Origin of the sequence: Conyzicola sp. (genome assembly GCF_046714715.1) — a bacterium.
Taxonomy (GTDB): Bacteria; Actinomycetota; Actinomycetes; order Actinomycetales; family Microbacteriaceae; genus Conyzicola.
In genome coordinates, this window is the sequence record NZ_JBKKAD010000183.1 from 1 (window position 1) to 12,781 (window position 12,781).

The window sequence follows — 12,781 nt, forward strand, 5'->3', positions numbered from 1 at the left end:
ATTCCGACCGGGCAGGTGTCGAGGTGGCAGACGCGCATCATGACGCAGCCCTCGACGACGAGGGGCGCCGTGGCGAACCCGAACTCCTCCGCGCCGAGCAGCGCGCCGACGATCACGTCGCGGCCCGTCTTCATCTGGCCGTCGACCTGAACGACCACGCGGTCGCGCATTCCGTTGAGCATCAGCGTCTGCTGGGTCTCGGCGAGGCCGAGCTCCCACGGCGTGCCGGCGTGCTTGAGCGAGTTGAGCGGGCTGGCGCCCGTTCCCCCGTCGTGTCCCGAGACGAGCACGACGTCGGCCAGGGCCTTCGTCACACCGGCCGCGACCGCGCCGATGCCGCTCTGGCTCACGAGCTTCACGTGCACCCTGGCCACCGGGTTGGCGCGCTTGACATCGAATATCAGCTGCTTGAGGTCTTCGATCGAGTAGATGTCGTGGTGCGGGGGCGGCGAGATGAGGCCGACCCCGGCGGTCGCGTGGCGGGTGCGGGCGATCCACGGGTAGACCTTCGTGGGCGGCAGCTGGCCGCCTTCTCCGGGCTTGGCACCCTGCGCCATCTTGAGCTGGATGTCGGTCGCGTGGGTGAGGTACATGCTCGTGACGCCGAAGCGGCCGGACGCGACCTGCTTGATGGCGCTGCGGCGCGTGGGGTCGAGCAGGCGGTCGGTGTCTTCGCCGCCCTCTCCCGTGTTGCTCTTCGCGCCGATCGAATTCATGGCGATCGCGAGCGTCTCGTGCGCCTCGGCGCTGATCGAGCCGTAGCTCATCGCGCCGGTTGAGAAGCGCTTGACGATCGACGACACGGGCTCGACCTCGTCGAGGGGCACGACGGGGCGCTGACCGGTCTTGAACTCGAAGAGTCCGCGGATGGTCATGAGCTTCGAGGCCTGGTCGTCGACGAGCTTCGTGTACTCGCGGAAGATGTCGTACCGGCGCGCCCGCGTGGCGTGCTGCAGCCGGAACACGGTGTCGGGGTTGAAGAGGTGCGGCGGTCCCTCGCGGCGCCACTGGTACTCGCCGCCCGTCGCGAGACGCTCGTGCGCGCTGGTCGCGCCGTCGTCGGGATAGGCGGCCTCGTGCCGCGCCGCGCTCTCGGCCGCGATGACCTCGAGGCCGACGCCGCCGAGCAGGCTCGACGTTCCGGTGAAGTACTGGTCGACGAAGGCCTGGTCGAGCCCGACCGCCTCGAACGCCTGGGCGCCCGCGTACGACGAGACGACCGAGATGCCCATCTTCGACATGATCTTCAGCACGCCCTTGCCGAGCGCCTTGATCAGGTTCTTGACGGCCTTCTCGGGGGTGACTCCGGTGAGCATGCCGTTGCGCACGAGCTCTTCGGCGGTCTCCATGGCGAGGTACGGGTTGATGGCCGAGGCGCCGAAACCGACGAGGAGCGCGATGTGGTGTACCTCGCGCACGTCGCCGGCCTCGACGATGATGCCGACCTTCATACGGTTCTCGCGCCGGATGAGGTGGTGGTGGATCGCGGCGAGCATGAGCAGCGACGGGACGGGCGCGTACTCCTTGTTCGAGTCGCGGTCGGAGAGCACGATGAACTGCGCGCCGGCGTCGATAGCTTCGTCCACCTCGTCGCACATCGCGGCAAGGCGCTTCTCGAGCGCCTTCGGACCCTTGTCGACCCGGTAGAGACCCTTGATGGTGGTCGTGAGGCGGCTGCCCGGGTGCGGGTCGATGTGCTGGATCTTGGCGAGCTCGTCGTTGTCGATCACCGGGAAGTCGAGGATGACCTGGCGGGCGTGCTCGGGGGTGGCCGACAGCAGGTTGCGCTCGGGTCCGAGCCCCAGCTTCATCGACGTGACCACTTCTTCGCGGATCGAGTCGAGCGGCGGGTTCGTGACCTGTGCGAACTGCTGGGTGAAGTAGTCGAACAGCAGGCGCGGGCGCTCGGAGAGCACGGCGATGGGCGTATCGGAGCCCATGGCGCCGAGCGGCTCCGCGCCGTTCTTCGCCATCGGCATGATCATGATGCGCACTTCTTCTTCGGTGTAGCCGAAGGTGCGCTGACGGCGGGTGACCGAGGCGGGAGTGTGCACGATGTGCTCGCGGTCGGGCAGGTCTTTCAGGTGGATGCGCCCTTGGTCGAGCCATTCGCCGTAGGGCGCGGCAGACGTCAGCTGGCCCTTGATGTCGTCGTCCTCGATGATGCGGCCGGCCTCGGTGTCGACGAGGAACATCTTGCCGGGGCGCAGGCGGCCCTTGCGCACGACCTTCGCCGGGTCGATGTCGAGCACGCCGATCTCGCTCGCCAGCACGACGAGGCCGTCGTCGGTGACGAGGAAGCGGCCGGGGCGCAGGCCGTTGCGGTCGAGCGTGGCGCCGACGAGCGAACCGTCGGTGAAGACGAGGGCGGCGGGGCCGTCCCACGGCTCCATGAGCATCGCGTGGTACTCGTAGAACGCCTTGCGGGCGGCCTCGACGTCGGTCTGGTTCTCCCAGGCCTCCGGCACCATCATCATGATCGAGTGCGGCAGCGAACGGCCGGTCAGGCTGAGCAGCTCGACGACCTCGTCGAACGAGGCCGAGTCGCTCGAACCGGGCGTGTTGATGGGAAGCAGGCTCGGGATGTCGCCGAGCAGCTCGGACTCGAGCTGCGACTGGCGGGCGCGCATCCAGTTGCGGTTGCCCTGCACCGTGTTGATCTCGCCGTTGTGGGCGATCATGCGGAACGGCTGCGCGAGCGGCCACGACGGGAACGTGTTGGTGGAATAACGCGAGTGCACGAGGGCGAGCTTCGAGACGAAGCGTTCGTCGCCCAGGTCGGGGTAGAACGGCTCCAGCTGCAGCGTCGTGACCATGCCCTTGTAGACCAGGGTGCGGCTGGACAGCGAGGGGAAATAGGCGCCGAAGCCGTGCTCGGCCCGCTTGCGCAGGCGGTAGACCTGACGGTCGAGTTCGATTCCGGAGATCAGCGACCCCGAGTCATCCGTTCTCGTCGACGCGAGGAACAGCTGTTCGAAGACGGGCATGGCGGCGCGGGCGAGATCGCCGACCTGGTCGGGACGCACGGGCACCTCGCGCCAGCCGAGCACGGTGAGGCCCTCTTCTTTCGCGATCGAGGCGATGCCCGCCTTGATCTCGGCCCTGTCGTCGTCTTCGGTGGGCAGGAAGGACATGCCGACCGCGTAGCTGCCGGCGGGCGGAAGGTCGAAGCCGGCGACGGCGCGCAGGAAGTCGTCGGGGATCTGGGTGATGATGCCCGCGCCGTCGCCGGTTCCGGCGTCGGAACCGATGGCACCGCGGTGCTCGAGGTGACGCAGGGCGTCGAGCGCCGCGTCGATGATGTCGTGCCCCGCGGTTCCGCGGAGGGTGGCCACCATCGCCAAGCCGCAGGCGTCTTTCTCACGACGGGGGTCGTAGAGGCCTGTCGCCTGGGGCGTGGTGCTGAAGCGCTGGAGTGCTGGCGTGAGAGCCATCGATGTCCGTCCTCACGATGTGTTGGAGCGTGTGGGACGTCGGCGGCCCATCGGGTGTCAGAGGTGGCCCTATCGTCAGGACTTGGCGCCTTTTTCGCTTGTGGCGAGCTCTTCGGTTGGGGACGCGGCCTCATTGCCTGGTTCGTCGATGTCCGAATAGGTGTCGTTCGATTCTACCCCAGTGCCCGGCTTGACCCATTCGCGACCCGCGACGTAGGGGCTCGGCTCGAGGCCGGGGTGGCGCCGGTTCTGCACCACGATGATCACGATTCCGAGGATGACGGCGAGAATAGCCGCCCAGACGTTGCTTCGCAGGCCGAAGAACACCTCGCTCGGGTCGATGCGGATCGACTCGAAGACGGAACGGCCGAGGCCGTACCAGACGAGGTACAGGCCGAGCACCTTGCCCCACTGCAGGCGCATCTTGCGCTCGATGATGAGGATGAGCGCGAAGCCCACGAGGTTCCAGATGATCTCGTAGAGGAACGTGGGGTGGAACAGCGTGCCCTCCGGCAGGCCGGCCGGGTACGCCGGGTTCGTCGACTCGATCTCGAGGCCCCATGGCAGGTCGGTCGGCTGGCCGAAGAGCTCGTGGTTGAACCAGTTGCCGAGGCGGCCGAGGGCCTGAGCGAGCAGCAGCGCCGGGGCGACGGCGTCGGCGAAGGTCCAGAAGCGGATGCCCGAGAACCGGCAGCCGATCCAGGCGCCGATGGCCCCGCCGATGAGCGATCCGAAGATGGCGATGCCGCCCTCCCAGACGAACAGCACGGCCCACGGGTTGGCCCCGTCGAAGAAGTAGTCGTCGGGGTGGGTGAGCACGTGGAAGACGCGGGCGCCGACGATGCCCAGCGGAACCGCCCAGATGATGATGTCGAGCACCACGCCCGGCTCGGCGCCGCGGCGCGTGAGGCGGTAGTTGGTGAGGATGCCCGCCGCGATGATGCCGATCAGGATGCAGATGGCGTACGCGCGGATGTTGAGGTCGAAGGCGAAGCCGTCGACGCCGATGTCACGGATCCACTGGCCGAGGTTGAAGACCTGCCACGCGTAGTCGGGGCTGGGGATACTGAGGGGTGCGAACACGAGGCAGAGACCTTTCGGGGTGTGCGAAGACGTAGTAAGACTAGCCCCGTCAGGGCCGTGGTTTGGTTACGGGCGGGTGCCGGCGCTGAGGGCGGCCGCGGTGCGTGCGACGGCGTCGACTCCCCCGTCGGCGAGTGCCTTGACCAGCGCGGAACCGACGATCGCGCCGTCGGCGTAGCTCAACACCTCGCGCACCTGGTCGCCGGTGGAGATGCCGATTCCGACGCAGGTGCTCGTGGCGCCGGCGTCGCGCAGGCGGGCGACGAGCGAGCGGGCGGCCGAGTCGACGTCCTGGCGGGCACCGGTGATCCCCATGGTCGAGACGGCGTAGACGAAGCCCCTGCTCTTCTCGACGGCCTGCGCGAGACGGGCCTCGGACGACGACGGTGCGGCGAGGAAGACGCGGTCGAGACCGGTGCGGTCGGATGCCGCGAGCCAATCCTTGGCTTCGTCGGGCACGAGGTCGGGCGTGATGAGGCCCGCGCCGCCCGCGGCGAGCAGTTCGTCTGCGAAGCGTTCGACGCCGAACTGGATGACGGGGTTCCAGTAGGTCATCACGAGCACGGGGGCGTCGACGCGCGCCGTGATGGCCGCAACGGCCTCGATGCCGTGCTTGAGGCGGAAGCCGCCGCGCAGGGCGATCTCGGTGGCGTGCTGGATGACCGGGCCGTCCATGACCGGATCGGAGTAGGGCAGGCCGAGTTCGAGCACGTCGACGCCGTTCTCGACGAGGGCGACGGCGGCCTCGATGCTCGTGGCGAGGTCGGGGAAACCGGCCGGCAGGTAGCCCACGAGGGCACCGGAGCCGGCGTCGGTGCGCACCCGGATGGCGTTCTCGACGACGCTCTGCGAACCGACGCTCATCGCTCGGGGCTCTCTTCTACGGGGGCGAGGTCTTCGGCGGCCAGCGCCTCGGCATCGAGGATGTCGAAGTACTTGCCGGCCGTTTCCATGTCCTTGTCGCCGCGACCGGAGAGGTTCACGAGGATGACGGCGTCGGGGCCCAGTTCTCTGCCGAGCTTGATCGTGCCGGCCAGCGCGTGCGCCGACTCGATCGCGGGGATGATTCCCTCGGTGCGGCTGAGCAGGCGGAGGGCCTGCATCGCCTCGTCGTCGGTGATCGGCAGGTAGTTCGCCCGGCCAAGGTCGTGCAGCCAGGAGTGCTCGGGGCCGACGCCCGGGTAGTCGAGGCCGGCGGAGATGGAGTGGGAGTCGACGGTCTGGCCGTCTTCGTCCTGCAGCATGTAGCTGCGGGCGCCGTGCAGCACACCGGGACGCCCGCGCGTGATGGTCGCGGCGTGACGGTCGGTGAGGTGGCCGTCGCCCGCGGCCTCGTAACCGTAGAGCGCGACATCCGCATCATCGAGGAAGGCGTGGAAGATGCCGATGGCGTCGCTGCCGCCGCCGACGCACGCGGCGACCGCGGTGGGCAGGCTGCCGGTGAGGTCGATGACCTGCTGGCGCGCCTCCTCGCCGATGATCTTCTGGAAATCGCGCACCATGGCCGGGAACGGGTGGGGACCGGCGACGGTGCCGAAGATGTAGTTGGTGGTGTCGACGCTCGCGACCCACTCGCGGTAGGCCTCGTTGATCGCGTCCTTGAGGGTGCGGGTGCCGGTCGTCACCGAGACGACCTCGGCGCCGAGGAGCCGCATGCGGGCCACGTTGAGCGCCTGGCGGTCGGTGTCGACCTCGCCCATGTAGATGACGCACTCGAGCCCGAAGAGGGCGGCGGCGGTCGCGGTGGCGACACCGTGCTGCCCGGCACCGGTCTCCGCGATCACGCGGGTCTTGCCGATGCGCTTGGTGAGGAGCGCCTGGCCGAGCACGTTGTTGATCTTGTGCGAGCCGGTGTGGTTGAGGTCTTCGCGCTTCAGGATGATGCGGGCGCCGCCGGCGTGCTCGGCGAACCGCGGCACCTCGGTGATGATCGAGGGCCGGCCGGTGTAGGTCTTGTGCAGAGCGGACAACTCGGCCGCGAACTCGGGGTCGGTCTTCGTCAGCTCGTACGCCGCGCTCAGTTCGTCGAGCGCTGCGACGAGGGACTCGGGGACGAAGCGTCCGCCGAACTCGCCGAAGTAGGGGCCGATTTCGTCGCGCAGGTGGGTCATCAGGAACCAAGGAATTCTGTGAGGGTGGCCACGGGGTCGCCCGTGACGAGGGCTTCGCCGATGAGTACCACGTCGGCGCCGGCGGCGCGGTAGTGGGCGACGTCGGCCGGCGTCTTGACCGCGGACTCGGCGACCCGGATGACTCCGGCGGGGATGCGGGCCGCGAGGGTGCCGAAGAGGTTCTGGTCGAGCTCGAACGTCGACAGGTTGCGGGCGTTCACGCCGATCAGCTGCGCCCCGAGATCGATGGCGCGGTCGAGCTCGTCGCCGGTGTGGGTCTCGACGAGCGCGGTCATGCCGAGCTGGTTGACGAGGTCGTAGAGCTCGGTGAGCAGCGGGGTCTCGAGGGCGGCGACGATGAGCAGCACGAGGTCTGCCCCTGCGGCGCGCGCCTCGAACACCTGGTACGGCTCGGCGATGAAGTCTTTGCGCAGCACCGGCAGCGACACCGCCGCGCGGACGGCTTCGAGGTCGGCGAGCGATCCGCCGAACTTGCGGCCCTCGGTGAGCACGCTGATGACGCTCGCTCCCCCGGTCTCGTAGGCGCGGGCGAGGGCCGCAGGGTCGGGGATCTCGGCGAGGGCACCGCGAGAGGGGCTCGAGCGCTTGACCTCGGCGATGATCTTGACGCGGTCGGCCGGTGCGAGCTGGGCGAGCGCGTCGAGCGCCGCCGGGCGTGCGAGGGCGGCCGACTCGACGTCGGCGAGACTCCGGGTCGCCCGACGCTCCGAAGCGTCTGCGAGAGCTCCGGCTACGAGGGAGTCGAGCACTCTAGTCGTGCACCTTCGGCGCGTACTTCGTGCCACCGACGCCGTAGCCGAGCCTCGCGAGCACGACGCCGGTCAGCAGGCCGAGCACCGCGAGAACGCCCGAGGCCACCACGAGCCAGGGCAGGTCGAACCAGAAGAAGAGGGTGCCGAGCAGGAACGCGACCAGCATGATGATGACGGCGGTCCAGGCTGCGGGCGAGTTGCCATGTCCGGAATCAGACTCGGTGGACATGATGCTCCATTCGTTGTTGGTGCCACGTGTTGTTTGGCGCTAAAACTCTATCGCGACGAGGCGGGTGTCACCGACGAGGTCGCCAGCGCGCCACGCTAGTCGTTGGTCGTGGGGTCTTTGCCGCCGCTGAGGGAGTCCCAGTCGTCGACGGAGGTACGCTGGGCGTCCGCGGGTTCCAGGCGCGCGGCCTGGTACTTGCGGGTCGCCGTGGGCCAGTGCCGGCTGGTGGCGACGATCGCTACGCCGGCCAGGATGATCAGCACACCGCAGACGATCACGAGCCACGGCCAGAACCCGCCGTCGATCGTGTCGACGAGGTCGGCGACGGAGGTCGAGCCCGAGACGCCCGTCGCGGTGGAGATGGCCGAGGCGGATGCGGCGATCGGGTCGCCGGCCGCGAGAATGCCCGAGAACACCACGGCGACGCCGATGAGCGACTCGAGGATGCCGAAGATCACACGGAACACGGGGCCGGCGATGCTCAGGGCTCCGACCAGAACGAGGCTCGTGAGGGCGAGGGCCGAGAGCGCCGGCGCGGCGACCTGGCCGTCGACGTCGATCGTGGTGCCGTCGACGAGGGTGACGCCGAACCACACCTGCGTCCAGGAGACGAGCGTGAGGATGGCGAGACCGGCACTCGCCAGAATCACGATCGACTTGGTGCGGCGCGGTGGGCGGGCCGACGCCGTGTCGCTCACTGCACCCTCCGCATCGCGTTCGCCACGGCGACGGCCCGCAGCGGTGCGGCCGCCTTGTTCTGCGACTCGAGATGCTCGGCGGCGGGGTCGGAGTCGGCGACGAGGCCGGCCCCCGCCTGCACTCGGGCCATGCCGCCGACGATGGTCGTGGTGCGGATCGCGATGGCCAGGTCGAGGTCGCCGGCGAAGTCGAAGTAGCCGACCACTCCCCCGTAGACACCGCGCTGCGCGGGCTCGAGCTCGTCGATGATCTCGAGGGCGCGCGGCTTGGGGGCGCCCGAGAGCGTGCCGGCCGGGAACGTGGCCGTGAAGACCTCTATCGGCGTGGCATCCGGCCTCAGGTTGCCCTCGACGCTGGAGACGAGGTGCATGATGTGGCTGAACCGCTCCACCTGCATGAACTCGGTCACCTCGACGGTGCCCGGCGTGCACACCTTCAGCAGGTCGTTGCGGGCGAGGTCGACGAGCATGAGGTGCTCGGAGCGTTCCTTCTCGTCGGCCAGCAGTTCGACGGCGAGCTCGATGTCGCGCTCGATGTTCTCGGCGCGTGGGCGGGAGCCGGCGATCGGGTGCATGTGCACGCGGCCGTCTTGCACCTTCACGAGCGCCTCGGGGCTGGAGCCGACGATCTGGTACGGCTCGCCGTCGGTGTCGACGAGGGTGAGCAGGTACATGTACGGCGACGGGTTGAGGGTGCGCAGCACGCGGTACACGTCGATCGCGTCGGCGGTGATCTCGTGGTCGAAACGCTGCGAGACGACGACCTGGAAGACGTCACCGTCGCGGATGTACTTCTTCGAGCGCTCGATCGACTCGGCGTACTCGGCCTCGGTGGTGCGCGGGATCGGCTCGGCCTGGATGCTCAGATCGACCTCGGCGAGCCAGGCCTCGCTCGGCGCGGCGAGCTTCGACTGCATGGCGTCGAGGCGGCGTTGGGCACCGTCCCACGCGTCGTCGTTGCTCTCGGCTCCGTCGCCGAGCGCCGTGGCGATGAGCAGAACGGTGCCGTCGCGGTGGTCGATCACGACCAGCTCGGAGACGAAGCTCATGGCCTGGCCGGGAACGCTGAAGTCTGCGGGCGGCACGTTCTGCAGGTTCTCGATCTGGCGGATCGCCTCCCAGCCGATGAATCCGACGAGCCCGCCGGTCAGCGGCGGGTGGCCGGCGACGTGCGGGGTGCTCCAGCGTTCGTGCAGGTGGGCGAGCGCGGCGAGGGGGCCGGATGGCACGTCGGTGCTGAGAAAATCGGAACCGAGGGCCCGCTCGGCGCTCATGCCGTAGTCGAGCCAGGAGAACTGCTGGTCGCGCTGCGTGAGCACGCCGAAGCTCGCCGCTCCGACGAAGGAGAACCGCGACCAGATGCCGCCCTGCTCGGCGGACTCGAGCAGGAAGGTTCCCGGATTGCCCGCCGCGAGCTTGCGGTAGATGCCCACGGGGGTCTCGCCGTCGGCGAAGAGTTCACGGATGACGGGCACGACCCGGTGCCCGGCGTCGAGGCGGGAGTCGAAGTCGGCTCGCGACGTTGTGCCGGTCATTCGGCGTGCCCGATCTTCGGAGACAGCGGGTCGACGTCGAAGCAGGCGTGCGCGCCGGTGTGGCACGCCGGGCCGATCTGGTCGACTGTGACGAGCAGGGTGTCGGCGTCGCAGTCGAGGGCGGCGCCGCGCACGAACTGCACGTTGCCGCTGGTGTCGCCCTTGCGCCAGTACTCCTGACGGCTGCGCGACCAGTAGGTGACGCGCCCCTCGGTGAGGGTGCGGCGCAGCGCCTCGGCGTCCATGTAACCGAGCATCAGGACCTCTTTCGAGTCCCACTGCTGCACGATCGCCGGCAGGAGGCCGCCGTCTTTGAACGCGGCACGCTCGACGACCGCCTCGACGGTCTCGGCCGTGAGTTCGATCGACTCGGTCATCGCGTCACCACTCCCGTCTCGGCCAGCGCGCGCTTCACGTCGCCGACAGTCAATTCTCCGTTGTGGAACACGGATGCCGCCAGAACCGCGTCGGCACCGGCCGCGATGGCCGGGGCGAAGTGCTCGAGCTTTCCGGCACCGCCGCTCGCGATCACCGGCACCCGGCTGATCTCGCGCATCGCGGTGATCAGCTCGAGGTCGTAGCCCGTCTTCATGCCGTCGGCGTCGATCGAGTTGACCAGCAGCTCGCCCGCGCCGCGCTCGATCGCCTCAACCGCCCAGGAGAGCGCGTCGATCGTCGTCTCGGTGCGGCCGCCGTGGGTCGTCACGACGAAACCGCTCGGCACGGCGTCGCTGCGCTTCACGTCGAGGCTGAGCACGACGCACTGCGCGCCGAACCGGTCGGCGATCTCGCCGATCAGCTCGGGGCGGGCGATGGCGGCGCTGTTGACGCCTACCTTGTCGGCCCCGCTCGCCTGCAGCCGCGAGACGTCGTCGGTGGAACGCACGCCCCCGCCGACCGTGAGCGGGATGAAGACCTGCTCGGCGGTGGCCCGCACGACGTCGTACATCGTGTCGCGGTTGTCGACGGTGGCCTTCACGTCGAGGAAGGTGATCTCGTCGGCGCCCTGCTCGTAGTAGGTGCGGGCGAGTTCGATCGGGTCGCCCGCGTCACGCAGGTTGAGGAAGTTGACACCCTTCACCACGCGCCCGGCTGCGACGTCGAGGCACGGGATGACCCGCACTGCCACGCCCACGGTCAGATCCTCGCGGCGTGGATCGAGCTGACGAGGATGGCCCTGGCGCCCAGTTCGTAGAGCGCGTCCATCACGTGGTTGGTGTCCGCCCGGTTCACCATCGCGCGCACGGCGACCCACTCGGGGTCCTGCAGCGGCGAGATCGTGGGGCTCTCGAGGCCCGGGGTGATGGCCGTGGCGGCCTCGACGAGAATGACGGGAACGTCGTAGTCGACGAGCACGAACTGGCGGGCAACGAGAACGCCCTGCAGGCGACGCTGCAGCGTCGTGATTCCGGCCAGATCGGTCTTCGCACTGATGAGAACGGCCGTCGACTCGAGGATCACCGGCCCGAAGATCTCGAGACCCTGGGCGCGCAGGGTCGAACCGGTGCTCACGACGTCGGCGACGGCATCCGCGACACCGAGCTTGATAGCCGACTCGACGGCGCCATCGAGGCTGACGAGCTTTGCGGTTACGCCGTGCCTGGCGAGGAAGTCGCCGACGAGACCGGGGTAGCTGGTCGCGACGCGCACGCCCTCGAGGTCGCCGAGTTCGGCGAAGGCGCCGGGGCGGCCGGCGAAACGGAAGGTGGAGCCGCCGAAGTCGAGGGCGGCGATCTCCGCGGCCTCCGAGCCGGAGTCGAGCAGCAGGTCGCGGCCGGTGATGCCCACGTCCAGCGCGCCCGAACCGACGTAGGTGGCGATGTCGCGGGGACGCAGGTAGAAGAACTCCACGTCGTTGCGCGGGTCGCTCGCGCTCAGCGCGCGGGGGTCGCGGCGACCGAGGTAGCCGGCCTCGAGCAGCATCTCCGCGGCGGTCTCGCTCAGTGAACCCTTGTTGGGCACTGCAATTCTCAGCATGGTTGAGCCTTTGTGTGGTGGTGGATGATGCGGAGGGGGCGGGTTCTACAGATGTCGGTAGACATCGGCGGGACTCAGGCCCTTCGCGATCATCATCACCTGCAGGTGGTAGATGAGCTGCGAGATCTCCTCGGCGGCCTCGTCGTTCGACTGGAACTCGGCGGCCATCCACACTTCAGCGGCCTCTTCGACGATCTTCTTGCCGATCGCGTGAACGCCGGCGTCGAGTTCTGCGACCGTGCCCGATCCCTCGGGACGCGACACGGCCTTCTCGCTCAGCTCGGCAAAAAGGTCGTCGAAAGTCTTCACGAGGTCAAGGGTACTCGTCGTGGCGCCCGCCCCGCACACGGTCGGTGGCGCCCCGCACAATGTCGGTGGATAGAGTGCCCTCATGCTCACCGACCGCGCACTGGGTGTCTCCCTCCCCCGCGACCTCGCCGTCGACCGCATCGCCGACTTCGCCCGCGCGGCCGAGACGCTCGGCTTCGACGAACTCTGGATCGTCGAGGACTGCTTCTTCCGCGGCGGAATCGCCCAAGCGGCGGTCGCGCTGGCCGTCACATCACGCATCCACGTAGGCATCGGCGTCCTGCCCGCCGCCGCACGCAACGCGGCATTCGCGACGCTCGAGGCCAACACGCTGGCCGAGCTGTTCCCCGGCCGGGTGACGATCGGGGTCGGGCACGGAATGCCGTCGTGGATGCGACAGGTGGGCGCATGGCCGGCGAGCCCGCTGACGATGCTGGAGGAGACGATCGTCGCGATGCGGGCGTTGCTGCACGCCGAGACCGTGTCGGTCGAGGGACGGTACGTGCGGCTGCGCGGGGTCGAACTCGAGAGCCCCGCCGCCGAGCCGCCGCTCGTCCTCGCGGGGGTGCGGGGTCCGAAGTCGCTCGCGCTGTCGGGGCGCGTCGCCGACGGCACGGCCCTCGCGGAACCGG

The 12,781-nt window shown here is 69.0% G+C and carries 13 protein-coding genes; 1 reads left to right on the forward strand and 12 read right to left on the reverse strand.

Annotated features, from left to right (window positions below):
- The 12 genes from gltB to ACLQ6X_RS14825 all read right to left on the reverse strand — a co-directional run.
- The coding region (gene gltB / locus ACLQ6X_RS14770; protein ID WP_411700919.1) for a glutamate synthase large subunit at nucleotides 1–3,434 on the reverse strand (3,434 nt) is incomplete at its 3' end.
- A gap of 75 nt (nucleotides 3,435–3,509) precedes the next feature.
- Nucleotides 3,510–4,451: a prolipoprotein diacylglyceryl transferase gene (gene lgt, locus ACLQ6X_RS14775; protein ID WP_411700930.1), complete on the reverse strand. Its 942-nt coding sequence runs from the start codon at nucleotides 4,449–4,451 to the stop codon at nucleotides 3,510–3,512.
- 132 nt (nucleotides 4,452–4,583) lie between these two features.
- The gene (gene trpA / locus ACLQ6X_RS14780; protein ID WP_411700920.1) at nucleotides 4,584–5,381 is read right to left on the reverse strand and encodes a tryptophan synthase subunit alpha; all 798 of its coding nucleotides are present in this window, start codon (nucleotides 5,379–5,381) and stop codon (nucleotides 4,584–4,586) included.
- Complete coding sequence (gene trpB / locus ACLQ6X_RS14785) at nucleotides 5,378–6,628, reverse strand: tryptophan synthase subunit beta (protein WP_411700921.1); 1,251 nt, start codon at nucleotides 6,626–6,628, stop codon at nucleotides 5,378–5,380. The genes trpA and trpB overlap by 4 nt, the downstream gene beginning before the upstream one ends.
- Entirely contained in the window at nucleotides 6,628–7,398 is a 771-nt protein-coding gene (trpC, locus tag ACLQ6X_RS14790; RefSeq protein WP_411700922.1) for an indole-3-glycerol phosphate synthase TrpC, read from the reverse strand. Before trpC ends, trpB begins: the two co-directional genes overlap by 1 nt.
- A gap of 1 nt (nucleotide 7,399) precedes the next feature.
- Entirely contained in the window at nucleotides 7,400–7,630 is a 231-nt protein-coding gene (locus ACLQ6X_RS14795; protein WP_411700923.1) for a DUF6704 family protein, read from the reverse strand.
- Nucleotides 7,631–7,725: 95 nt separating this feature from the next.
- The gene (locus tag ACLQ6X_RS14800) at nucleotides 7,726–8,328 is read right to left on the reverse strand and encodes a Trp biosynthesis-associated membrane protein (protein ID WP_411700924.1); all 603 of its coding nucleotides are present in this window, start codon (nucleotides 8,326–8,328) and stop codon (nucleotides 7,726–7,728) included.
- Nucleotides 8,325–9,863, reverse strand: a complete 1,539-nt coding sequence (locus ACLQ6X_RS14805; RefSeq protein ID WP_411700925.1) for an anthranilate synthase component I — start codon at nucleotides 9,861–9,863, stop codon at nucleotides 8,325–8,327. The genes ACLQ6X_RS14800 and ACLQ6X_RS14805 overlap by 4 nt, the downstream gene beginning before the upstream one ends.
- Complete coding sequence (hisI, locus tag ACLQ6X_RS14810) at nucleotides 9,860–10,240, reverse strand: phosphoribosyl-AMP cyclohydrolase (RefSeq protein ID WP_411700926.1); 381 nt, start codon at nucleotides 10,238–10,240, stop codon at nucleotides 9,860–9,862. Before hisI ends, ACLQ6X_RS14805 begins: the two co-directional genes overlap by 4 nt.
- Nucleotides 10,237–10,998 carry an imidazole glycerol phosphate synthase subunit HisF gene (gene hisF, locus ACLQ6X_RS14815; RefSeq protein WP_411700927.1) on the reverse strand — a complete coding sequence of 254 codons (762 nt, stop codon included), beginning with the start codon at nucleotides 10,996–10,998 and terminating at the stop codon, nucleotides 10,237–10,239. The genes hisI and hisF overlap by 4 nt, the downstream gene beginning before the upstream one ends.
- A gap of 2 nt (nucleotides 10,999–11,000) precedes the next feature.
- A complete protein-coding gene (gene hisG, locus ACLQ6X_RS14820; RefSeq protein ID WP_411700928.1) occupies nucleotides 11,001–11,840 on the reverse strand; it encodes an ATP phosphoribosyltransferase in 840 nt (279 codons plus the stop codon).
- Between the two features lie 45 nt (nucleotides 11,841–11,885).
- On the reverse strand, nucleotides 11,886–12,149 hold the full coding sequence (locus tag ACLQ6X_RS14825) for a phosphoribosyl-ATP diphosphatase (protein WP_188509437.1): 264 nt from the start codon (nucleotides 12,147–12,149) through the stop codon (nucleotides 11,886–11,888).
- Nucleotides 12,150–12,231: 82 nt separating this feature from the next.
- Between ACLQ6X_RS14825 and ACLQ6X_RS14830 the strand changes: the two genes are divergently transcribed.
- Nucleotides 12,232–12,781, forward strand: a 550-nt coding sequence (locus ACLQ6X_RS14830; protein WP_411700929.1) for an LLM class flavin-dependent oxidoreductase, incomplete at its 3' end; no start/stop codon positions are given.

Coding starts and splice junctions, on each gene's coding strand:
- trpA (WP_411700920.1), bottom strand. CDS start 5,381: ATGAGCGTCGGTTCGCAGAGCGTCGTCGAGAACGCCATCCGGGTGCGC.
- trpB (WP_411700921.1), bottom strand. CDS start 6,628: ATGACCCACCTGCGCGACGAAATCGGCCCCTACTTCGGCGAGTTCGGC.
- ACLQ6X_RS14795 (WP_411700923.1), bottom strand. CDS start 7,630: ATGTCCACCGAGTCTGATTCCGGACATGGCAACTCGCCCGCAGCCTGG.
- ACLQ6X_RS14805 (WP_411700925.1), bottom strand. CDS start 9,863: ATGACCGGCACAACGTCGCGAGCCGACTTCGACTCCCGCCTCGACGCC.
- hisI (WP_411700926.1), bottom strand. CDS start 10,240: ATGACCGAGTCGATCGAACTCACGGCCGAGACCGTCGAGGCGGTCGTC.
- hisG (WP_411700928.1), bottom strand. CDS start 11,840: ATGCTGAGAATTGCAGTGCCCAACAAGGGTTCACTGAGCGAGACCGCC.